At 34.7% G+C, this 23,506-nt stretch carries 16 protein-coding genes; 12 read left to right on the top strand and 4 right to left on the bottom strand.

Going from position 1 to position 23,506, the window contains the following annotated elements:
- Positions 1 to 63 precede the first annotated feature (63 nt).
- Positions 64 to 8,286 carry a SpvB/TcaC N-terminal domain-containing protein gene (locus tag M0D21_RS07260; protein ID WP_248327878.1) on the bottom strand — a complete coding sequence of 2,741 codons (8,223 nt, stop codon included), beginning with the start codon at positions 8,284 to 8,286 and terminating at the stop codon, positions 64 to 66.
- A gap of 156 nt (positions 8,287 to 8,442) precedes the next feature.
- Here M0D21_RS07260 and M0D21_RS07255 point away from each other — a divergent pair, with 156 nt between their 5' ends.
- Together M0D21_RS07255 and M0D21_RS07250 are read left to right on the top strand one after the other, a co-directional pair.
- Positions 8,443 to 9,021 carry an RNA polymerase sigma factor gene (locus M0D21_RS07255; protein WP_248327876.1) on the top strand — a complete coding sequence of 193 codons (579 nt, stop codon included), beginning with the start codon at positions 8,443 to 8,445 and terminating at the stop codon, positions 9,019 to 9,021.
- Complete coding sequence (locus tag M0D21_RS07250) at positions 9,014 to 9,745, top strand: tetratricopeptide repeat protein (protein ID WP_248327874.1); 732 nt, start codon at positions 9,014 to 9,016, stop codon at positions 9,743 to 9,745. Before M0D21_RS07255 ends, M0D21_RS07250 begins: the two co-directional genes overlap by 8 nt.
- Here the strand turns inward: M0D21_RS07250 and M0D21_RS07245 are convergent.
- From M0D21_RS07245 to M0D21_RS07235, 3 genes are all read right to left on the bottom strand, one after another.
- On the bottom strand, positions 9,735 to 12,314 hold the full coding sequence (locus tag M0D21_RS07245; RefSeq protein WP_248327872.1) for a CHAT domain-containing protein: 2,580 nt from the start codon (positions 12,312 to 12,314) through the stop codon (positions 9,735 to 9,737). The two genes, M0D21_RS07250 and M0D21_RS07245, sit on opposite strands and share 11 nt — an antisense overlap.
- A gap of 228 nt (positions 12,315 to 12,542) precedes the next feature.
- A complete protein-coding gene (locus tag M0D21_RS07240) occupies positions 12,543 to 13,826 on the bottom strand; it encodes a S8 family serine peptidase (protein ID WP_248327870.1) in 1,284 nt (427 codons plus the stop codon).
- Positions 13,816 to 13,986 carry a hypothetical protein gene (locus M0D21_RS07235; RefSeq protein ID WP_248327868.1) on the bottom strand — a complete coding sequence of 57 codons (171 nt, stop codon included), beginning with the start codon at positions 13,984 to 13,986 and terminating at the stop codon, positions 13,816 to 13,818. Before M0D21_RS07235 ends, M0D21_RS07240 begins: the two co-directional genes overlap by 11 nt.
- 336 nt (positions 13,987 to 14,322) lie before the next feature.
- On the opposite strand from M0D21_RS07235, the gene M0D21_RS07230 reads away from it, so the two are divergent.
- The 10 genes from M0D21_RS07230 to M0D21_RS07185 all read left to right on the top strand — a co-directional run bounded on the left by M0D21_RS07230 (position 14,323) and on the right by M0D21_RS07185 (position 23,327).
- Positions 14,323 to 14,730: a response regulator gene (locus tag M0D21_RS07230; protein ID WP_248327866.1), complete on the top strand. Its 408-nt coding sequence runs from the start codon at positions 14,323 to 14,325 to the stop codon at positions 14,728 to 14,730.
- A 20-nt stretch (positions 14,731 to 14,750) separates the two neighbouring features.
- Positions 14,751 to 15,296: a heme NO-binding domain-containing protein gene (locus M0D21_RS07225; RefSeq protein WP_248327864.1), complete on the top strand. Its 546-nt coding sequence runs from the start codon at positions 14,751 to 14,753 to the stop codon at positions 15,294 to 15,296.
- Positions 15,289 to 16,878: a sensor histidine kinase gene (locus M0D21_RS07220; RefSeq protein WP_248327862.1), complete on the top strand. Its 1,590-nt coding sequence runs from the start codon at positions 15,289 to 15,291 to the stop codon at positions 16,876 to 16,878. Before M0D21_RS07225 ends, M0D21_RS07220 begins: the two co-directional genes overlap by 8 nt.
- A 4-nt stretch (positions 16,879 to 16,882) precedes the next feature.
- A complete protein-coding gene (locus tag M0D21_RS07215) occupies positions 16,883 to 17,977 on the top strand; it encodes an FIST signal transduction protein (RefSeq protein WP_248327860.1) in 1,095 nt (364 codons plus the stop codon).
- 1 nt (position 17,978) lies between these two features.
- Positions 17,979 to 19,139: a sensor histidine kinase gene (locus M0D21_RS07210; RefSeq protein WP_248327858.1), complete on the top strand. Its 1,161-nt coding sequence runs from the start codon at positions 17,979 to 17,981 to the stop codon at positions 19,137 to 19,139.
- Positions 19,140 to 19,144: 5 nt separating this feature from the next.
- On the top strand, positions 19,145 to 20,278 hold the full coding sequence (locus M0D21_RS07205) for an FIST signal transduction protein (RefSeq protein ID WP_248327856.1): 1,134 nt from the start codon (positions 19,145 to 19,147) through the stop codon (positions 20,276 to 20,278).
- Position 20,279: 1 nt separating this feature from the next.
- On the top strand, positions 20,280 to 21,332 hold the full coding sequence (locus tag M0D21_RS07200) for a sensor histidine kinase (protein ID WP_248328231.1): 1,053 nt from the start codon (positions 20,280 to 20,282) through the stop codon (positions 21,330 to 21,332).
- Positions 21,333 to 21,336: 4 nt separating this feature from the next.
- Positions 21,337 to 21,657, top strand: a complete 321-nt coding sequence (locus M0D21_RS07195; RefSeq protein ID WP_248327854.1) for an Hpt domain-containing protein — start codon at positions 21,337 to 21,339, stop codon at positions 21,655 to 21,657.
- A gap of 15 nt (positions 21,658 to 21,672) precedes the next feature.
- On the top strand, positions 21,673 to 22,395 hold the full coding sequence (locus M0D21_RS07190) for a LytR/AlgR family response regulator transcription factor (protein ID WP_248327852.1): 723 nt from the start codon (positions 21,673 to 21,675) through the stop codon (positions 22,393 to 22,395).
- Positions 22,396 to 22,718: 323 nt separating this feature from the next.
- The gene (locus M0D21_RS07185) at positions 22,719 to 23,327 is read left to right on the top strand and encodes a hypothetical protein (RefSeq protein WP_248327850.1); all 609 of its coding nucleotides are present in this window, start codon (positions 22,719 to 22,721) and stop codon (positions 23,325 to 23,327) included.
- Positions 23,328 to 23,506 lie beyond the last annotated feature (179 nt).

Here is a 23,506-nt window from a genome sequence, read left to right as displayed (position 1 = left end):
TGGGGTGGACAACTTCCTAATATTATTCTTTAAAACATCCTTAGTTTCAAAATTTCTAAATCTTCAAAATCCTAAGAAAGAAGGTCGAGAATAACTAATTACGAGACCACGTTCTAGATAAAGTCTAAGAAAATGCGCCGCTCTATCAGCATCTGTTGTAATATCAATGATAATCCCGCCAAGAGAACCTTCAGGTTTCCCTATTAAATCAGCAAATCCCCTTCTATCTCCTCTTCCTATTACTTCCCGTATTCCCAAAAATCCAGAATCACTAGTTAATGGATCAATATGTTGTCGCAAAACTGGATCATGATAAATAGCCCTTCTGACTCTTGCCTCGACAGCAGTTCCAAAAAATGCAGCTTTGGAACTACCATTGGGATCTAATAAATGATCGACTCTTGCTACAGAACCTTCAGATGAGGTTAAGTACCTTTCAAGAAAACCTCGATCTCCTTCATCTACAGCTCTCGCTACTCTATCAACACTTCTATCGACTATTGTCTGGAGTCTTTCTATTATAGATCTTTGCTCCTGAGCTCTTGCGGAAAGTGCACTTGGTGGTGTATTAGAATCTGATGTTTGTCCTGATCTTGTTCCGCCAGTTATTGTGCCTATTGTTCCGGATATACCAGCATTAATCAATCCTGCTTGTAAAATAGCTGTTCCATTAAAATCGTCTTCAAAAATTGCCTGACGTAGAGCCTCTGTTCCACTACCTTCTATTGCTCCCAAAGTTGAATGGGTAGCTGCTCTAGTAATAGCAGAAGAACCAATTCTAGTACTTGCACTTGCAATGAGAGATTGAAAAGAACTGGCTTCACCTGCTAATACAGCACTTCTGGCACCAGCAGCATATCCTCCCAACCCAGCAGTCAATCCTCCTGTTACTAAACCAACAGCTCCAGAAAACACAGTTTGTCCAATATCATAATCTTCAATTGTTAATTGATCACTAGCTGCAATTGTTAGTAATTGTGAAGTAGCGTCTGAAGCAACTCCTGCGGCCAACCCTGCAACTGCACCGGCTATTACTAATTGCGTAATCGAAGCAGTTGCAGCGGCTGTCCCCATTACTGCTAATGCAGCTCCGAAGGTTAAAATAGTAACCGCTATTGCAACCAAGACCGCAGCAATTACGATTAAGGCTGTTTGCCACCATGCCAAATCGTCTTCTTGATTTTGCGGGGTAGCATTTGGATTATGCTGCCCATTAGCCAATTCACTATTCACATTTTCGGGAGCCAATAAGGAACCATCAATACTCCCATCTACCGTAGCTCTAGAATCAACACTTCCTTCTTGAGGTGTTAACCCTTGGTTTTCGGGTCTATTTTCTCCTTCAGGAACACCCGGCACTCTCTCTCTTTGAGGCGTTCTTCCATTTCCAGTTCCTGTAGCTCCTGGTCTTCCTAATTGTCTACCGAGACCCTGGCGATTTGCATTACCATTTCTTCCTTCTCTTGCTGTTTCTCCATCTTGTCCTGAGCCTCCTCGTTCATCGTCTCCAATATTGCTCTGACCTTCCCCTTCTCCCTCATTTCCAGATCCATTGCCAATTGTTGTGCCAGAGCCACCTCCTTCATTCTCTTCTGAGCCTGAAGTCCCAGATCCAGTATCATCACTTGAAGCTGAATCTCCTTCGCTAGGATCAAATACTTGATCCATTATTTCTTCTTGAGTCATAGAAGGGGAACCATTTAAAATCAATGATAGAAGCCCACTATCCGAAGAGTATGAAACTCCATTATAAATAACTATACCCTCAGGATGTTCACGAATCCATTCACTAAGAAATGCTCTTTCATCTGTTGTTGAATTAAAGGTATATTCGTGTACCTGTAAACTTTCTGCACCACTTTCGTTTGGAGTTCGAGTGGTTGAAGTCCACCTTCTTTGTTCGGTTGTAGACTCACTACTCTGCAACCCATCTGGATCAACTTCATTTATGGGGTTATTATGCACAAATTGGTAAATATTGAGTCCGTCTTCGCGACCAATAGGGTCTGGATTAAGCCAACGACATAGCCAAGGGGCATAATAGCGGTATCCATAATAATAAAGCTGAGTTGCATCGTCACGTTCTTTACCGGTATATCGATAATCCTTTAGCTGTACATCCCGTATTTGCTCACCAAACATAAAAGCCGAACCCCCAAAGGAAAAATACTCTTCATAATTAATAATATCTCCTTCTTCATTAAGCTCATAGGTCGATGATCCTAAATGGTCATTAAGCTGGTAATGTATTCTTTTGTCACTAATCGTATCGGTCTCTGCACCTAAGGTATCTATGGTCCATTGATGAAGTAACCCTACTCGCTCTTCTCCATCACTGAGATGCGAAGTATATCGTTCTAATAATAAGGTATCTCCTTGACGAACACGTTTAATCTCACAACCATCCAGATATATCTTTTCGGTGGTTTCCATCTCGCCATTGTTCATACGTCTGGTGATTTTACGTACTCGTTGCCCGTCTCCACCATACACATAATACTCAGCATCATTCTCGTCGCTAGTACGTTCAATGATAACTGCTGCAGAAAGTTGATTGAGATAGTTCCATTCTACTTGTCGAAGGTGTGACATATAACCTAGGTTTCCATTTTCATCAAATCGCGTTTCAGGATCGGTTACCGGAACTCCATTCAAGTCTTCTAGTTCTAAAGATCGATTTGAAGTTTCAGAAATCCATAGATTGCGTCTCCATCGTAACACATCGCCTGGTCTAGTACCAGAATGATGGGTCATAGATCGCATATTCCCATTTAAATCATACTCATATCTTCGCGTATAGGTTCTCACCAGGTTCATATTACTCAAAGAGATATGTCGGGTTCCTTTTACAAATCCAGGAGTATCTGTGGCGTGAGCATAATCTGTTCGCTCTAAAGCTTCGTGAGTTCTCCCTTCGGCTTGTATTAATTGATAAAAAGCATCATAGGTATACTGTTGTATCCTTGGCAGGCTAAATAAAAGCGTATCATTAGGTCTTGCCGTATCTGCAATATGAGTGATGTTACCCACCGCATCATAGGTATATCGCATATTTTGATATTGCCTCGCAGTAGTATTGGGAGTTGCTCTTCTAAAACTGGTTTTGCGTTGTAATCTGAAATTTAAAGTATCGTATTCATATTGCTGCACTACATCATTTCCTAAAACAAGCTCTTTTCGTTGTCCTCTGGCATTGTACTTACTTTCTCTTACTATAGGTTGTTCAGAAAGCACCCCATCTGCAGTACTTAGTAATACTTCATGAACGGCCCCGCTTTGGAAATAGTGATATCTTCTTATCGTTCCATCAGGTAGATCTTGAAGTACTGGTCTACCTAAAGCATCATACGAAATTCGGCTTTCAAAAGCTGGGCCGGCCATCCAAACCGGAGTAACCGTACCTGACCAGTCTGGAATTTCCTGATAATTTTCTAAGAGACGGCGATCTTTAAACAAGACATTACCCAAGATATCGAAGCGATAAAATCTATGTACTCCAGCTGGATCATAATATTCTACCAATTGCCCTGCTAGATTATGTTGCCATAGGTCGGTGCTCGATGTGTTTTCTGCATACACATATCGCTCGGTTAAGTGATTCATATCTAAAGCTCCATCGACAAATTTTTCTGTTACCCGGCCCCAGGTATCGTAGCTAAGTTGCTGATGAACATCCTTACCATCCCATAAATGAACAGGTTGGTTTAGTGCATTTACGAATTGCCATTTAAGGCCGGCATCCATACTCACTTCATGTAATACTCTCCCTTGCATATCTCTAGCATAGGTAAAAGCAATAAGACCTCTTGGATCAATAATTTCACTAGGATTGCCTAATTCGTCATGAACTATTCTATTTCTACGAATATTGCCATTCTCATCGGCCTCTTCGGTAAGGAACACCCGGCCCAATGCATCAACATTGGTAATTACTGGTGTGTTATAGTGCTGTTCAGATTTTTGCAAGGCTATTCGCTCTGGACTGTCTGAAGGATACGTAGCCTCGACCCGAAGGGCATAAAGACTTCCTTCAATAGCGTCGTTGGCATCATATTGTCTTGTTTGCCAAGGAGTAATTTCTACATAATTCTGAGTTCCATCGGCCAGAATGATACGCTTTTGTCTTCCTAAAGCATCATATTCTAGCAGACCAGATACGCCAAACGTTTCTAGCACCTCATCATTTTCAAAATCTATGATCGGGCTAAAATATGTTTCATATTGCTGTACGGGTTGTTGTTTATTATTATAGATTGTGTGTCCTGACACTCTCCAACGTGGTTCGGTAGAAGTATATAATTCTGGTTCTCCGTCGCTTCCTACCACAATTTCATCATCATCATTATATCTTATGGTATCTTCTCCTGCTTCTACTAGAGTTTTGGTCTGTACAGTTCGCGAAAAACCATCTACATAATTTACCGAAAGTTGAAAATTACCTTCCGGTTGATAATTTCCATTTCCATCAAACACCCATTCTTCTCGTACCAAATTCAAACTACGCAGAGGAAGTCGAAAACGTTGCCAACTATCTAATTCGTAATAAAAAAATGAGGCGCATTCCTGAAGATATTGCTCCGGATTTTGAACGATTACATCAAAACTAATTTCATCTGGTTCGATATAGTTCTCTAAACGATTATGCCCAAACGGTTCTAAAACTCCAGTATCAGACAGCAATTCTCCATGTAACGACGATCGAATAATCACTCCAAACGGATCATAGTATACCTCAGAAATATTTCGGTTTGCATCTTCAATTTCAAATGGGGCAATGACATGGTAATCTATAATAGCTGAAGTTGTATTACGAGCAATAATAACTCCTGTTTGGTCTACCAAAACTGCTGTTGATCCTGTGAGCGTAACATAATATGGGTCGTAAGTATATATAACCCTACCCCCATCGATTTGAGTTTCACCACTAGGTAAATAAAATTCATTTTCTGGTAAATACTCTAGTATTGCACTTGATTGCCACCATAATTCATCATGAAACACATAATGCCCTTCTATGGCTAACCTTTCAGTATATCGATCTTCCAAAACACTTTCTAAAAATCTATTATGAAAACATGCAGTTTCTGAATGGTGTATAAGTATTTTACGTCCAACCGATCGCCATGGCAAAACCTCAGTTTGGGCATCGTTCCAGTAGTAATTTTTACTCCATTGCAACAGTTTTGCTTCTCTTTCAAGAGTAAATTCTTCATCAAACGAAATTGGAGAACCGCTGGTTACATCGAATAGAGATTTTACGATCTCAAAATCATATAAATTTCCTTCGGAAGGAGTTTCGGTATGACGAAATTCAAAGCTTTTGCTCTCTAAAGGAATAGCTATTTCATATCGATCCCGTTCGTCAATATGCAATACATTTGTTTCTGATCCTTTGATATGAAACAACTGTTGCTCTTCGGTTGCTTCTTCATGAATTCTGGGGTAGGCAATTGCAACCTGTTGAACAGGAACTCCAAAGTCATCAATTCCCAAATACATACTATGCCTAATTAAAGGGTCTTCAGCATCTTCTTCATATACAATTTCAAGACTTTCTCTTTGGAACACCGCTACAGAAGGATCATATATTTCTTTTCTGGGTTGTGTTCTACGTATGGTATAATTGGTATGTGTTATCTGAAAAGGATGTTCGTTTCTTTCACCTTCTCTGGTAAGTCCATAAATTTCGGTTCTTAAAGGTTGTCCGGCTACACTTCTTATGAGATCAAAAAATTCTTCTGGTCCTAAATCATTTATCGTTTCTATATGAAAATCTTTCAATTGAGTGCTATAACTATCGTATGGATAATAACTTTCTGATCGCGTCTGCTGCCAACCCGGCGCACCATTATGAAACCATTTACGCACGCATACAGGATCTGTGAATTGTGTTTCAGGAATTGTAGAACTCCCCAAATAACTGTCTGAATCATATTGATCTACCAAACAAAATCCTCTAAACGCTCTTTCTTCTCCATCATAAAATCCATCATGATATTCATACCGTTGCATAAAACGTGTATGTGCAATATGATCGATCATTTCTACAGCATCAGCAACAGTTTGGTGTGATGGTATTCTGGTCATCCATGGGTAATCACTTTGTTTATCTCTTAAATAATGTTCTCCAGAATATCCGTAATGAAATCGAGTTTCCAATCCCATTGAATTTTCAATACTAGTGAGCAATCTTGGTTTTACGCCATTGGTGAGTTCCAAATAATGAACAGGGCTATCGGCATGCATAGCTAACATCGATGACCAAACCAGACATGGAGTGCCATTTCCTAAAAAATCTATGATCTGCGCACTCGAAATATTATCAATAAACGGTAACCCTGTAATTGTTCCTCCTTCTACAAAACGATTCCCCGAAGCATTGATCCAGTAGGTAATCTCTCCCCGACCCAAATAGACCAAATCTGAAGTACCACTTCCATCAAGATCTACCAGTCGAATGCGGCTAGCATCCAACTCAAAATCGAAATCCAGGTGTGGAGCATCTTCCATTATAATACCTGCTCCAAAATTTCCGTTTCCTAGATTTGGCCAATACTCTACCTTGCCATTATACACATGCACTTGATCAGGAAGGCCTGATCCGTTCATATCGACAAAAAAGTAATCTAGCATGGGATTTGAACCAATCATAGGTGTTCTGCTTACCCCATTAGATAGTGGTTTGGCTATTTGTTTTGGTTCTCCAAATCCTTCTTTTCCTTTTGAAGGATACCAAATAATACGATCTTCTTCTGTAGTTAGTATATCTGCCCTTCCATCTCCAGTTAAATCAAGAAGTTGGGTGTTGACATCCATTTGTCGAATATGTGGTATCGATGTAAAAGAAGTAAAAGTGTTCCAAGTTTCCTTATCTCTGTTGTATTCATAATATCCAGATTCGCGACCTTGCATAATGACTAAGTTGAGATTCCCGTCTCTATCGAAATCACTTAAAGCATAGGTCCCAAAAGATAAATTTGGCTTTTCTTCAACTTTCTGTTGTTTTCCCAAACGCCCCCCTCCCAGATTTGGTTTATAATACCAAACATCGTTGGATTCATATAAGATTCCCGGTAGCCCTTCACCATAAAGATCTACCCATTTGTAATTTAGTCCACCTAGCCCTGCTGGGATATTATCAATACTTTGTTCTGGAGCTGTTAAAAAACTGGATTGTACCGAAGGAGAAGTATATTCAAATAACAAAGGAGGAAGTATTTTGAATTCATATTGATCACCGTTTCTTCGGAAACCTTTATAAAATATATCTGATATTGTACTCCCGGAAGCATTGAGGTCATGATTCAACTCCAAACTTCCTACTAATGTAGGAGTTTGCCCTAATTCTTCGATACGATGAAACATCAATACTCTATGGCATAATCTATATATTCTTTGCTCAAAACCTGCTATGTATGATGAAAATGCATCTGGTCTAACTGGTAATTGTTCGGGCACTTCATCATATTGAGGAATCTGGTTTTCTAAAGGATGTTCTCCAAAATCGAATACTACTTCATACAACCAGTTTGGATCACTAATCGAGTTATGAGGTAGCACTGGAGTTGTATTCCCATAATAAATGCGTTTCAGGTATTTTTGGGCATTTCCTAATCCTTTGTATATTCTATTTCTTTCATAGCTGGTATTAGCATCAATGTTGGTATTGCTTTCTGATATATATTCATACCGCATAGCATTTCCCGTATTGTCATAGACTTCCTCGAGTAACCATTGAAAGATTCTAGTAGTATCTGCAGGGTCATAGATTTTGCTGCTATGGTCTGATGAATGTCCAAAAATCATGACTTGATTATTTTGGCTATGTACCCGCCAATGAATAGCTCTTGAAATTTTATTAATCCATTTTTCAAAACGAGTAAAAGAAGTATCCACTTTATTTCTGAAATACTGAATGTAAAACTCATCATTTTCCTCTGTTCTAGGTTCCCAAACCCCATCTGTTTCAACCATCCAAACAATTAGTTCCTGTCCTCCAAAAGCATACTTGTCTGTATGGTCATACTTGGGATATCCGTCTTTTAAACTTATTCCAATCGAAGGTATCCCTTGCAGTTCCCAGCCAGACCCAAAAACCGAATTTCTACTACCAGAGCTATACGCCAAGGTAAGTCCAGGTTGTATACCATTTCTTCCTGCAGTTAAGGGTATATCAACCACAACATTGGCTGCCCCTGTCTGTTCTGAAACTGATGCGTTAAAAGGCACTTTAAGATCTTCGGGATTGATTTGCAAAAACGAAATCCCTTCATTACCATTTTCCATAAATGTGATGTTTTAAAATTTACAATTTTGCGGGGATCAAAAATGTTATTACCTTGACAACTACAAAGTGTTATTTGTTTTCTTAATACAGAAAATCAAAAAGGTTAACATGTTTTTATTCTTTTTTTTGTTAACCTTTATCATTTAATAGCAATAATGAATAAAAGCAAAGACGTAATTCTACTTGAAGAACTTAAAAGAGGAAGCGATGATGCTTTTAAAAAAGTATACCAAGATAATAGAACGAAGTTTTTAAGTTTTGCCAAAAAATATGGCCTTGAATCACAAGATATATTAGACATTTATCAGGATTCTTATATCACTTTATATGAAAATATTGTAAGTGGAAAATTGATAGAATTATCCAGCACTTTATCTACATATTTAATAAGTATTGGAAAATATAAAATTCTGGAAAGATTGCGTAAGAATAAGCATAAGGTTAATGATGAATCTATATTCAACTTTTATAATGAAAATGATGCATCAATTGAAGCTTTTGATTTAGAATTTGAAAAACTAACTACCAAAGAAGAACTATTGGCTATGTACTTTGATCAATTAGGAGAAAAGTGTAAAGCCATTTTGATTATGTTTTACTACAAAAAATATAGTATTAAAGAGATTATGTCTTTTGGCAATTACAATTCTGAAAATGTTGTAAAAAGTCAAAAGTCCAGATGTCTTAAAACCCTTAAACAACTGTTTCATTCTACCCCAAAACAAAATGAATAAAGAAGAATTACTATATAAATATTTTTTAGATGATCTGTCTTCAGAAGAACAGTTGGTCTTTACCAAATTGCTTGAAGATGACAGTGAGTTTAAAGCGCAATTTGAATTCGAAAAAAGTGTTCAAAGAGTTATTAAAGCTAAAAACAGAAGTATTTTGGAAGAAAATGTTTCGAATTTAGAAACTGATATACATACTTCGTCTGAACCAAAAATCATACCTTGGAAAATATTTCGTATTGCTGCTTCCATAGTATTACTTATTTCTCTAGGTATCTATATGTACACTTCTTATTGGAGCAACTCTCCAGAGCAATTATTTGCATCGTACTATGAGAAATACCCGAATACTGTATTCCCTATTAATCGTAGTGACAACCAAGAAGAAACTGCAGAACTACTAGCTTTTGAAGCCTACGAGTCTGACAATTATAACAAAACTGTAGAACTACTAGAGGAACTAAGTTCTCAACGGGATCATGCATATATCCATTTTTATTTAGGGCACGCCTATTTAGAAAATAATCAGGCGAACAAGGCTATTCAAGAGTTTAAAAATGTTATTACAAAAGGACAAGACTTTTTGAACGAATCCCGATGGTATTTGGCGCTAGCATTTCTCAAGAATGATGAGTTATCAAAAGCACGTGAAATACTCAAGATTATTAGTAGAGAGGGTAAATTTAAAGCTAATGAAGCAAAAAAGTTACTAGAACTTACAGATTAGCTTTTCTTCTGCGAATTAACCATACAATAACTATTAACAATGGTACTACTATCAAAAAACAGTAGGTAAAAAATGCATTAGAATTTGTAATAGGTGCATTATCACCAATGACTATTAAGGCAGCCCAATACGAAGGAGGCACACTATTTTTATACTTATTAAGGAAAGTTAGCTTAGATGCTCTTAAAGCTTCTGATTTGGTTAATCCTTGATCCAGACCATTATAAAAATCTACGATTAAATCTTTACTTATTTTATCATTAATGGTCCACAGCGAGGACACCATACTTTTCGCTCCCGAATGAAAAAATCCTCGAGCAATACTTAGTACCCCTTCTCCTTGTTGTACTTCCCCTACCGAGGTATTACAAGCACTTAACACTACCATATCGGCTTGATTTTTTGCTGCATAAATTTCATTAAGGTACATTTTCTCATCGGCAAAAGCAATCCAATGATCCTCAGAATCGGTAACATCGGCATGTGAAGAAAGATGAATAACCTTATAATTATACATATTATTTAACCATCTCGATTTAGTCGCTTCGTTCCCTAGCAAAAGATTCCCAGAATAGATGTTATTAACCTCTTTGACTTCAGATTCACTAAAATTTAGCTCACGTAACCCTAGTTTCTCAAATTGAACCGGAGCCAAACCAAGATACATTTTCTTGGCACTATGTTTTACGTGTTGTTTAACACCTAAATACGACATAGAGTATGCATATCGTACTTCGGTGTTTTCTATCAAATACTCTTCTTTTTCACGATCTACCACCAAGGCCTCAAATGGAATTTTTTGTAAAGTATAGTCTGGAATAACAGTAAGCTTTTTCCCTTTAATCTTTTTGTAGATATTATCCGGAATAAGTTGATTAAAAACATCATTAGAAACCCTATTGAAACTGGTTGTCTTTTTGGTATCCCAAACCAAATTACTAAGCATTAGATATAACCTAGAAATTTTGTTATTAAGCGTTTCAACATTTTTTAGTTCAAAAAACATAGACTCTGTGCTTGTTTGTAAAAGCCCATACCCTTGATTCGCATTGAGTATGTATTGTAACACCATTTGATTTTCGGTTACGTATCTTTTTTGAAAACTGGTATACGGCAATAACTTTACATCTCTTTTAAGAGCAATGTATTCAGGAAATTCAATTCGTAATGAATCTACAAAATTACTGTAATTACTTTTGAGTCTATAAATATCATTCTTTAGGGAATCTAAGTTGTTTTTTGATTGTATAATAGCATTTTGTAATTCATTTTCTGACCATAATATTGCTTGCTTTAACTCATATTCTCGTTTGGCAATATTTTCAGGCAATTTTGCTATTTCTTTGGCTTCTTCACCAGAAATATCTTCAAGCAATAACAAGGCTTTATTTCTTTCCATAAAATAATAAGCCTCCCGATGTTTCTTCAAGATGTAACAGGCTTCTACAGCTTTCATATAGAGTTTTGCTCCTTGTGCTCTCCAGAATAATTTAGATTGATATTCTGTACTTTCAGACCTAATGACATCTACCAATTCATCAGCCAATCTAAATGTTTGTAAGGCCTGCTCCAAGTGAGATGTATTTCTTTCAAATTCATAATACTGCAACCACCCATTTGCTTTGGTTACTATATGATTTAACAACACAACTTTATTCGGTACGATTTCCAAATCCTTAATGCTTGGTAAATGTTCATAATTTATAGTTGAGCTTTTACCTGTAGAGAAGTGTATTGCTTTTTGATAATATTGTAATGCTTCTTTATATCTTTTTTGTCGAATAAAATAATCCCCAAAATTATTATAAGGCCCGCTATTTTTGGGATTATAAGCGATAGCTTTCTCTAAATGAAGTGCTGTATTGTCAAAATCTGATAAATTTAAATAAGAGATTCCTAAGCTATTATGGACAATACTTCTATTTACAGAATCTTTTTCATCTATTGTTTCTAGAATCTGACGTTGGTAAATTAAGGCTTTTTCATATTCCTCAATTTCAAGCAGTCGATTCCCTTCAATTTGAAATATACGATTTTTGTAAACATTACTTTTGAGCTCTTTTTTATCTAAAATAGTATTGGCTTTTTTCAGATTATTAGCTATTTGATCTGAATATTCTTTATACCCCATCAAAGAATACGTATTTGCTAATTCTATATATGCGATTAAACGGTTTGTATGTAATGGATTATCATCGTATGCAGAGATTACCTTCTCAAAACATACGATCGCTTTATGAAAATCTCCTATTTCATTATATAATTTGCCTAGCTCCCTATAAGCTAATAATGTTTTGCTTCCATTCTCATAATTATTAACCAAATCTGAATAGGCTCTAATTCCCTCGAAGAAGTTCTTATTTCTATAATTAAAATACCCTAAATTATATAGTGTTTTCTGAAAAGAAGAATGATCCAACGTATCTATAGATTGCTTTATGCTTAAGGCCTTTTGCGTAACATTGATCGCATTTTGAAGGTTCTTGGTATCTCTCTTTTTTAACCACCTTTTATAATACCATTTGCTTCCTAGATCATGGTAACAATCTGCCAAAAGGGCTGTTGACATTTTAGTTTCATTGATCTGTAAAAAAGAATCTATTTTTTGCTGTTTAATTTCAGTACTATAATCAGAATTAATAATTGCAAGGAAGTCCTCCTTTTGTTGCGAAAAGCAAAAGACACAGGAGGAAAAGAAGAAAACCCAAATGCAAACGTAGTGTTTCATCTGTTAAAGATAATAAACAAACCCTTGAAATTGTACTTCGCATACAACTCTAGGGGTTTAGAATACTTTCTATGGTCTTTCAGGCAATAATATTTTGCCATCTTCAATACTAGAACTAAGACTGGTTGAGAATAGAGCACTATTTAAAACGTAATTTTTCAATTGCAAAGGTGAACTTCTATCAAATAAAGCTGCTGTTTTTGCGGTAATCAATGCTGTTGAAAAAGATGTTCCTTCTATATTTACTCTTCTGGTACTCCCGTCTGCCGTTAAATCTAAAATATAACCTCCAAACGCAGTAGCAACATCTGTAGTATTGGCTCCAAAATTAGACCTGGGGTGCATGATTAATCCTCTTACTTCATTTCCAGATAATATTTCTGGAGTACCGCTATACCCTCCTACTGCTAAGATATGATCCAAATTATATCCGGAAGGAAAATGACCATTCCCTGAAACATCGGTATTTGTCCCTCTATTTCCCGAAGAAGCAACAATCACGGATTTATCTCCTAATTCGCTAATTAAATCTTCCAAAATTTTTTGTCCACTAATATCATAATATCCAAAGCTTGTGTTTATTATATGAATGTCTGAAAATTGTTTTAGATAATTCATAGCACATACAATTTTCCAATACGAGCTTTTTCCTTGGTTGTCAAATGCTTTTACAGGTAAAATGCGATAACCACTTGGTCCTAGTGTTCTTTCTAACTCATCTGTAATAATTTTAGCAACATACGTACCATGGGTATGATCATCTTTAATTTCTGCAGTATTATTTACAAAATTCCAACCAGATATTTGATCTGGGCATATAGTATTCCTACTGGTATCATACAGAATGGGGTTGGGAAAATATCCGTAATCTAATCCAGTGTCCACAATTGCAATATTTATAGAAACATCATTAGTGATTGGTGGGAAAAGATCAGAACTAAGTTGCACTGAACTTAAGGGTAAATCACCTCGGTAATCATTATTAATAAAGAAATCAAATTGATAATCTCCTTCTACTCCACTACCACCATCTTCGGCACTGGATAGGTTTTCTTTAGATTCTTCGATATCGATTATAGTGGTATCGATAGTCCATAGTTCCACTTTATCCACTCCGCAATCACAAGTGTCATGAGAAACAGCATGATTTGCCCTCCTAATAGAATCCTTTTGTATAGGAGAAAATGTTCTATTATACCGAACAACCAATTGATTAGGAGATCTTGCGGGTTGAAAGTTATCTTCGCCGCTAACTCCAACCGATTCTTCACAACCTTGAAATAAAAAAACAAATAACATTGCCATACCCCCTGCTATGGTAGGCTTATACTTAAAAAAAGATTTAATATCCATAATACTCCTCCTTTCCAAATTCAATGCAATTAATGAATGAATTACGAATTTCCGATGTACCACAGTGGTGTATACCCACAAAAAATTCTTTAATTTCTTCAGTAAAACCAAACGATTGCTGTACAACAGTTTCGTTTGTTAATAAAGAGTACGCTTTCATAAATATAAATTTTGATATGTGTTACTTACATAATGTATTCTCAAGACAAAGGTTAACATAGACTTCTAAAAATAATGATTTACATTTCAAATAAGTAATTTTAAATCAACTATTTACCGCATCCAAAAAAGGTAAGGTTACAAATTTGTATTTATAAAAGATTAACTATCATTTTTTTTGTTTGTAAACAAAGATTAAAATATTATACCGCTCATCTACACTAAACTACCATTCGTCGATAGTAAAATAAGTTTAAACGAAAGTAAAAGAATTATTGAGATATAAAAAAGCATCTTTAAGGGTATCGAAGTTTGATTTTAACCAAAATTTACAAGTATGAGTTTAACTTTTTTATTAATAGAAGATGATGAAATAGAGCGCTTAAAATTTGCAAGAGTAATGCAAAAGAACAACTTTAATCACAACTTAATTGAAGTCGAAAACGGTGAAGAGGCCTTAAAAATTTTAGAAAATAAAGACGCTTTACCTGATATTATTTTTTTAGATTTGAATATGCCTAAGATGAATGGGCTAGAATTCTTACGGATACTGAAATCTGACACATCGTTAAAATATACCCCTGTTGTTATCCTGAGTACTTCAAATAATCATAACGATCTTAAGGAATGTTATGAGACAGGAATTGCCGGGTATCTAGTTAAACCTTTAAAGTATGAAGACTATGCGCATAAGATCAAATGCCTGATCGAATACTGGAGCGTTAACGAGTTTGTGAATGTTTAAATCCTAAATACAAATAGAATATGAAAGGTATTGTTTTTACTGAGTTTTTAGAATTGGTAGAAAAAAAGTTTGGGCTTGAAATGGTAGACACCATAATAGAGCAATCTAATTTACCATCTCAAGGAGCCTATACTGCTATTGGCACCTATGATTTTACAGAAATGTTAAGCTTACTAAAACATTTAAGTGAAAACAGTGGGCTTAGTATAGACGATTTACTATTAACGTATTCTGAACATTTTTTTAGTGTTCTTGCTGATAGTTATCCCGATTTGATCAAAAAATATACAGATCCTCTAGATATGCTATCCTCAATCGAAAATCATATTCACGTAGAAGTACAAAAAATTTACCCCGATGCTGAACTACCTACTTTTGAGGTTTTAGAAAAAACTGATGACAAACTAGTAATGATCTACAAATCCAGTCGGGCTATGTATAGTTTTGGTCTGGGATTAATGAGAAAGACTTTTGAACATTTTGATACTAAAGCTAACATAACATATGAAAAATTAGCATCAGATGGAACCGAAGTTAAATTTAGTATTGTAAAAACAAATGGCTAATGATATAAAAATACTCCAACGCGCTTTAGACAGAGAAAAAATAGCCCGAAAACAGGCCGAAAAAATTCTTGAAGATAAATCTAGAGAACTTTTTGATACAAGTTTAGAACTTAAAGAAGCTAACGAAAGACTAGAAGAGTTGATCGATGTAAAGAGGTCAGAACTTCAAGGAGTCTTCGACAATTTGGTAGATGCTTATGTTCTTATGGATCTTTCAGGCAATGTCTTAGACATGAACAGATCTGCCGTAAATTTATTTGGTTATGACATATCTGAAGGGCTTAATGTGTTAAAACTCATATATAAAGAAGATTATGGGTATGCCATGACCTCGTTCAATGCACTTCTAACCACAGGGTCATTTTCTGACTATCAGGCTAGAGTTTACACCAAGCACAAAGGAATAAGGACTGTTCATATTAATGCCAGTATTATTAAAAACAAAAATGGTAAGGCCATTGGTGCTCAAGGTATCGTAAGAGATATCACAGAAAACCTTACGCAACAACGCATTTTTGAAGAGCAAAAAAAACAACTTAGTGTTATCGTAGATAACTCTTCATTAGGTATTGCTCTCACCCAATTTGGCAAAATCATACAAACTAACCGCGCATTTCAAAATTTCCTGGGGTATACAGAAGAAGAACTCAAAACAATGAGCGTAGCAGATATATCTGTGAAAGAAGAATATGAAGAATCTGCAGAAAATATGGAAAAAATGAACTCAGATCAAATAGATCATTTTACAGTAAACAAAAGATATGTTCAAAAAAACGGTTCCCATTTTTGGGCTCGAACTAGTGTAGCTGCGGTAAGAAACCCCGATCGAAGTGTAAAATATCAAGTAGCACTTATAGATGATATTACCGAGGAAATGGAACACGAAAAACAACGGGAAATTTTACTCGATAACTTAGAAAAAAGCAATAAAGATCTTCAGGATTTTGCCCATATAGTATCACATGACTTAAAATCTCCCTTACGAAGCATGAATGCATTAATCACATGGATTAGAGAAGACTATGAAGAAGTTCTAGATGACACTGCTCAAAAATCCTTCGATATGCTACTTAAGAAAGTTGATAAAATGGATCATCTTATTACCGGTATTTTGAAATACTCAAGTATTGACAAAACAGAAACCTCAAAAAAACCAATTGATCTAAAAGAAGTTATACAAGATATAATTGATATCATTTTCATACCCGATCATATTAAAATTTCAGTAACATCTCCGTTACCGGTAGTACTTGGAGACAAATTTAGACTTCAACAATTATTTCAAAACCTTTTAAACAATGCCGTAAAATATAATGATAAAGAAGAGGGAATTATTACGGTAAATTGTGAGAATGAAAATGATTTCTGGAAATTTAGCATAGAAGATAACGGACCTGGTATTTCAAAAAGATATCATCAAAAAATATTTCAGATTTTCCAGACCTTAGATAACGGTAAAGAATCTACAGGTGTTGGACTTTCTATAGTAAAGAAAATCGTCGATATGTATCAAGGTAAAATCTGGGTTGAATCAGAAGAAGGCCTTGGCACAACTTTTTATTTTACCCTAAAAAAAGTATAGAATTATGTTTATTACCCCAAATACCATTGAAAACATTGTCAAGCAAATTGAAGAAACTGCTGGTACGCAAACTGCACTGCTGTTTATTGCAGAACACACCAAAATTGATATTGAAAATTTAATCTTAGAGCTAAACCAAAGACAAATTACATTTGCTGGTGGAATTTTCCCTAGAGTGATTTATAATGACACTGTTTATGAAGAGGGAATTGTTGTGAATTTTATTGATCAGATACATCATGCTTTTGTGATAAAAAATCTGGATCAAAAGGAGTTTACAATTCCAAAGATCCAACTTGCCTCAGATAAATCATATTGCACCTTTACATTGGTCGATGGACTCACTGGAAATATTGCCAACTATTTATCAGAGTTATATAGAACATTAGGCACCTCCTCCATCTACTTTGGCGGCGGAGCAGGAAGCTTAACTCTTGAACAAAAGCCTTGTCTTTTTGATAATGATGGTTTCTACATGAACGCTGCTATATCTTTGATATATGAAAGTAGAGTTAGTATTGGAGTAAAACATGGCTGGGAAAAAGTTGATGGTCCGCTCATCGCCACCAAAACAAATAATAATACCATTCAAGAAATTAATTGGAGGAATGCTCTTGAAGTTTATAAAGAAATTGTTGAACGAGATTGTAAACAAGAGATTACTGTAGATAATTTCTTTAGTATTGCCAAGGCTTATCCTTTTGGTATTGTTAAAGAAAATTCTGAATGCATTGTTAGAGACCCCATTTCAACCAATGAAAAAGGAGAACTGATATGTGTTGGTGAAGTATTAAATAATACAGTACTTGATATATTAAGAGGGAAAAATGAGAACCTAATTTCGTCTGCTACTGAAGCTGCAAAGCTAACCACAAAAAATGCACAGAATCCAAATACCGGAATCATTATCGATTGTATTTCACGAGTTCTTTTTCTTGAAGAAAATTTCCAACTAGAACTCAATACGGTAATTGAAGAGCTTAGAAGTAAAAATAACCAAATGGAAATTAGCGGAGCATTAACCTTAGGAGAAATATCTTCTTATAATGGATACCTCGAATTTTTCAATAAAACAATAGTAATAGGGCTTTTTGAATAGTATGGATATCGGAAAAAACATAGCAGATATTTTACAGCTATATGAGTTTTCTATGGCTATAGGAAAGTCGTTGGATTATGAAAAAAATTGTGATAAATTTTTAACATTACTATTGGCTCGTAAAAATTTAAGCGGATGCTGTATTTTACGAAAAAGGGATGAGCATTATGAAAAATTATATGCTTTTCCTGCGGCATCAGTGAGTAATAAATATATACCACATAACCAATTCCTTACTTCTTGTTTCAAAAATAGTGAACCCAAAACTGGGATTTTTAATGACAGCATTAAAAAAACGGTTCCAATGTGCACAGAAAAAGGAGCTTGGGTATATTTCAATCTTAAAGAAGATCTCGGATTGTTTTTATTTGAAAATAATGGTAACCTTTTTACTTCTATTGACATCAATCAACTTAATCCCATTATCGCTAAATTTTCTTTGTCTTTAGACGCATGTGAATCTTTTTCTAAACAACAAGACTTGCTAAAAAAACTAACAAGCCAAAACCAGGAATTGAAAGAATATGCCCATGTTATCTCTCATGACCTTAAATCTCCTCTAAGAAACGTAGTTACCCTAATTGCCTGGACCAAAGAAGATGCTGGTAATCTTGACGAAAATCTTTTGCAAAATCTAACTGGCATAGAAGAAAATGCTGAAAAAATGGATAATTTGATCAACGGTTTATTAACATATTCAACCATAGATAAGGAAGATATTGTAGCAAACCATATAGATATAAAGCCCTTTATTCAAGAAATTATTGAATCGATAAATGATTCTAAAAAAGAGATTACAACATTTAATATTCACACCAATGTAGAATCACTTAATTTCAATGCTCTTCAATTCAAACAACTCTTTTTTCATTTAATAAGTAATGCAATTTACAGTATAGACAAAGAAAATGGTGTTATTAATATACATATTGACCAGCACGACTCGATATTAAAATGTAGTGTTCAAGATAATGGAAAAGGAATCGCAAAAAGGTATTTTGATAAAATATTTGAAATTTTTCAAACCCTTGAAAATGATAAAAAATCAACTGGCGTCGGACTTTCTATCGTGAAGAAGATTATTGAATTGTATGAAGGAAAAATCTGGTTAGAGTCTCAAGAAAATATGGGTACGTCATTTCATTTTACATTAAAAACTTAAAGCCTATGAAATTTCAACAATACAAGAAGAAAAAAAATGAAGATTGGGTATGTAATGAATCCTCTAAAATCGAACTAAAAGCCCCTTTGGTTTTGGTATTCGGGAATCGGTATGCCTTAGATAATGATACCATCTATGAAGAGGTGAAACAACTTTTTCCTGATGGCGATATTATTTTTGGCTCAACCGCAGGAGAAATTATTGGAGATAAAGTACTTGAAGAATCAATAACATTAACGGCTATAGAGTTCGAAAAAAGCAGTTATCGCATCTATCGAGAGAATAGCCTTGATCATGAAAAAGACTCTCTGGAGCTCGGAAAAAGACTCATACAAAAAGTTCCCAAAGAAGGTTTAAAGCATATTTTTGTAGTATCTGAAGGAAGTTTTGTTAATGGTTCTGCTTTAATCGAAGGTTTAGAATCTGAACTAAAAGGTATTGCTATCACAGGTGGACTCTGTGGTGACGATTCTAGATTTGAAAAAACCATATCTGGCTATAATGAAAACCCCAAAGAAGGTGAAGTAATTGTAATTGCTTTATATGGTGAATCTCTAGAGGTAAGCTATGCTCAATACGGTGGTTGGACTACATTTGGCCCAGAACGTATTATTACCAAATCTGATCAAAATGTGCTACACGAATTAGACAATCAACCCGCATTAGATCTTTACAAAAAATACCTAGGTGATAAAGTTGCCGAATTACCACAATCGGCATTGCTATATCCATTGAGTGTTAAATCTAAAAATAAAACAGAAGCGATAGTACGTACTATTCTAAATATTGATGAATCTACAAACACTATGACTTTAGCTGGTGATGTTCCTGAAGGTTCTACGGTTCAACTCATGATGGCAAATATCGATCATATTGTAGACGGAGCTTTACAAGCAGCAGATATAGGCATGAAATCCAGAAAAAATAAGCCAGAATTAGCCATACTTATAAGTTGTATTGGCAGAAAACTGGTAATGGACCAACGCGTCGAGGAAGAAATAGAAGAAGTCATAGAATCGATTGGTTCTCAAGCCAAAATCACCGGTTTTTACTCTTATGGCGAACTTGCTCCATTTACAGGAAATTTAAACTGTGAATTGCATAACCAAACAATGACATTAACACTATTTAGTGAATAACATGCACTCATTACTAAAAAGACAAATACGAAAATTCCTGAATTCGGACCTGGATCGATCTGAGGAGATCTCCGAATTTCTCAAAGCCATCGATAGATCTTATCAAAATTATGATGAGCAATTTACGATGTTACAAAGAGCAATGTCTATTAGTTCTCAGGAATTGTTTGAAGCCAACAGGAGATTACAAAAAGAAGCAGAAGAACAAAAAAAGGTAATCAACAGTTTGACTGATGCTACCAAAGTATTACAATCGATAACTATTAAACACGGAGAGGGAGATGACAATGAAAAAAAACTTACAGGAATAGAGCTTGCTGGTCTAATTGAAGAACAGGCCTCACAAATTGCTGAAATTGAGAAGCATCGAGAAGTACTTCTTCAAAATCTGGAAAAGAGTAATAAAGAATTGAATGATTATGCACATGTAGTGTCGCATGACCTTAAATCTCCTTTAAGAAGTATGAATGCATTAATTAATTGGATAAAAGAAGATTATGCAACAGTTTTGGATGAGCAAGCCCAAAACACTTTCGATATGCTCCTTAAAAAGGTAGACAAAATGGATCACCTTATCAATGGTATCCTCAAACATGCAAGTATTGATAAAGTCAATTATCAAAAAAAAGAAATTGACCTCAATGTACTCGTTCAGGACATTATTGATATTGTTTATATCCCAGAGCATATTGAAGTAACCATTATCAATTCCCTACCAACAATAGAATGTAATAAGTTTAGGACGCAACAGGTATTTCAAAACCTAATAAGTAATGCAATTAAGTATAATGATAAGGAAAAAGGTTGGGTTAAAATATCTTGCACAGATCAAGAAAGCTACTGGCAATTTGAAATTGCAGATAATGGCCCGGGAATTTCTAAACAATATCACAACAAAATTTTTCAAATATTTCAAACTTTAGACAGTAAGAAAGAATCTACGGGAGTAGGCTTATCTATAGTCAAAAAAGTCGTGGATCTATGCGGAGGTAAAATTTGGTTAGATTCAGATGAAACCGTAGGAACTACTTTTTACTTTACATTTAAAAAATAAAATTATGAATGAAGCCCCAAATTTAAATTATATCAAAGAACTAGCTGCAGGCTCTGAAGAGTTTGAGCAAAAGTTAATTACAATTGTAAAACGAGAATTTCCTGAAGAAAAAAAAGAATTCCTCAAAAACTATTCTGCCAAGTGTTTTGAAGAAGCTGCAGAACATGTTCATAAATTAAAACACAAAATTGGAATGTTAGGTTTTGAAAAAGGATACCAATTGACAATTAAATTTGAAGAAGAGCTTAAAAAGAATGAGTTTTCTCAATTCTCAAAATTTATGCTTATTTTAGAATCAATAGAAAATTTCCTTAAAATACACTAAAAAAGATCTTGTCCTATGAATTGCATTATAATTGATGATGAAGAAACTGCTAGAATGATTATTCAACAACTATGCTCACAAGTTGATCAACTTTCGGTAATTGAAGAATTTCCTAACGCAATTCAAGCTATTAAGTTTTTAAATAGCAATAAAATTGATCTTATTTTTCTGGATATTCATATGCCCGATTTTACAGGTTTTGATTTCATTCAAACGCTAAAAAATCCACCTCAAATTATTCTAACCACATCAGACAAAAATTTTGCATTAGAAGCATTTGAGTACGAATGTATTGTAGATTATCTGGTAAAACCAATAACACTTCCCCGGTTTCTTAAGGCAATACAAAAAGTAGAAACTGATGCTTTGGAAAAGAAGGAAATTACAGAGTCTTCAGCTGGTGAGAATAACTCAAGTTCTTCTGAAGAAAATGATTTATATGTGAATATTGATAGACGACTTATCAAAATTGATCTTCCGACAATCAATATAATTGAGGCAAAGGGAGACTACATTTTAATTAAAACCGAAAAACAAAATTATACTGTACATTCTACACTCAAAAAGATCGAAGAAAAATTACCAGATGATCTTTTCCTTAAGGTACACAGATCCTATATTATCAATTTTAAAAAAATTATTGATATCGAAGACAATAGTGTACTTATAGAAAAAGATGTAATACCTGTAAGTAGGTCTAACAGACCTGAATTAATGAAACGTCTTAACCTACTGTAGTTATCCCTCTATTTTTACGATAAAAATATAACATATATCCCTATTTAATGACAAGAAAGGATATATGTCTTTAAACTACCTATGCACATAGTTTTGTGTTATTCATCCCTCAAAAACAGGCACATAACCTCTCAAAAATACCAAGCATCGAAAATCGACGAAATTTTTCAGCTTAAGGTAACGGCAACTTAACGATTCAAATGTACCATCTACCGAAAAAATCCCCAACTCACCTAGTATATATGTAATTTTATAGTATAAGATTAGAAAATGCGCATCTTCTAGTTCTACAATAGACACTAATAACCCTAAAATAGAATGCTATGAGATATCTAATCCTTATTTTGTCAGTACTCTTATTACCTTCATGTTCTGTAGAAGATGACTTTGCTCCATTATCCATTGAACCAATATATATGGATAATACTGCAGCCAACGTGCTAGTAGATATTATATATGTTCTTCCAAACGAGGATTATGATAAGACATTCTATAACCTAAATGAAGCAAAATACATTGATTTCTTAAATGGTTGTTTTTTTAATCGTCATGATATCGGAATAACTATGGGAGAATCAAAAACTATTATAAACCCAGAACTATTTAACTTAAAGGATAACCAACACCAAGAACCTCAAGTTTTTAGTTCAGAGACAGAAAATCTTTATAAAACAGATCGCTTAAGTATATTTATTATACCCAGATCAAACACGTATGGTATTGCTGGTTTGGGCTTACCACATAGATTGCTCATCACAGACGAGTTTCTTTTTACCACTACTAGTCCTCACGAAGTTGGACACTCGCTTGGGTTAACTCATAAGGAGATTGAAGGAAACATAATGTGTAGAAAAAAGCCTTACTTAAGAAAAGAATTCGACGAAGATCAAGCATATACTATGAGAGAAAAAATATTTGACCTTTATAATTAATAAACCTAATAATATAGCGACGACCTAAGTAGAAATTATATACCTATATTATTAATAAACAGCAGAATAAAGAGATTGGGTATTCTGCTGTTTTTTTCATTCCTATTTCTTGATTTAATAGAATAATTCACTCAAAAATAGTTAAACGGGTCAATGACACCATTCATCTATTCAATCAT

This window comes from Aquimarina acroporae (assembly GCF_023195925.1).
Lineage (GTDB): Bacteria > Bacteroidota > Bacteroidia > Flavobacteriales > Flavobacteriaceae > Aquimarina > Aquimarina acroporae.
This window is presented reverse-complemented; position numbering and strand designations above follow the sequence as displayed.

What these genes read in the sequence shown, in the direction of transcription:
- M0D21_RS07260 (WP_248327878.1), bottom strand. Translation starts at nt 8,286, where the DNA reads ATGGAAAATGGTAATGAAGGGATTTCGTTTTTGCAAATCAATCCCGAA.
- M0D21_RS07255 (WP_248327876.1), top strand. Translation starts at nt 8,443, where the DNA reads ATGAATAAAAGCAAAGACGTAATTCTACTTGAAGAACTTAAAAGAGGA.
- M0D21_RS07250 (WP_248327874.1), top strand. Translation starts at nt 9,014, where the DNA reads ATGAATAAAGAAGAATTACTATATAAATATTTTTTAGATGATCTGTCT.
- M0D21_RS07245 (WP_248327872.1), bottom strand. Translation starts at nt 12,314, where the DNA reads ATGTCAACAGCCCTTTTGGCAGATTGTTACCATGATCTAGGAAGCAAA.
- M0D21_RS07240 (WP_248327870.1), bottom strand. Translation starts at nt 13,826, where the DNA reads ATGGATATTAAATCTTTTTTTAAGTATAAGCCTACCATAGCAGGGGGT.
- M0D21_RS07235 (WP_248327868.1), bottom strand. Translation starts at nt 13,986, where the DNA reads ATGAAAGCGTACTCTTTATTAACAAACGAAACTGTTGTACAGCAATCG.
- M0D21_RS07230 (WP_248327866.1), top strand. Translation starts at nt 14,323, where the DNA reads ATGAGTTTAACTTTTTTATTAATAGAAGATGATGAAATAGAGCGCTTA.
- M0D21_RS07225 (WP_248327864.1), top strand. Translation starts at nt 14,751, where the DNA reads ATGAAAGGTATTGTTTTTACTGAGTTTTTAGAATTGGTAGAAAAAAAG.
- M0D21_RS07220 (WP_248327862.1), top strand. Translation starts at nt 15,289, where the DNA reads ATGGCTAATGATATAAAAATACTCCAACGCGCTTTAGACAGAGAAAAA.
- M0D21_RS07215 (WP_248327860.1), top strand. Translation starts at nt 16,883, where the DNA reads ATGTTTATTACCCCAAATACCATTGAAAACATTGTCAAGCAAATTGAA.
- M0D21_RS07210 (WP_248327858.1), top strand. Translation starts at nt 17,979, where the DNA reads ATGGATATCGGAAAAAACATAGCAGATATTTTACAGCTATATGAGTTT.
- M0D21_RS07205 (WP_248327856.1), top strand. Translation starts at nt 19,145, where the DNA reads ATGAAATTTCAACAATACAAGAAGAAAAAAAATGAAGATTGGGTATGT.
- M0D21_RS07200 (WP_248328231.1), top strand. Translation starts at nt 20,280, where the DNA reads ATGCACTCATTACTAAAAAGACAAATACGAAAATTCCTGAATTCGGAC.
- M0D21_RS07195 (WP_248327854.1), top strand. Translation starts at nt 21,337, where the DNA reads ATGAATGAAGCCCCAAATTTAAATTATATCAAAGAACTAGCTGCAGGC.
- M0D21_RS07190 (WP_248327852.1), top strand. Translation starts at nt 21,673, where the DNA reads ATGAATTGCATTATAATTGATGATGAAGAAACTGCTAGAATGATTATT.
- M0D21_RS07185 (WP_248327850.1), top strand. Translation starts at nt 22,719, where the DNA reads ATGAGATATCTAATCCTTATTTTGTCAGTACTCTTATTACCTTCATGT.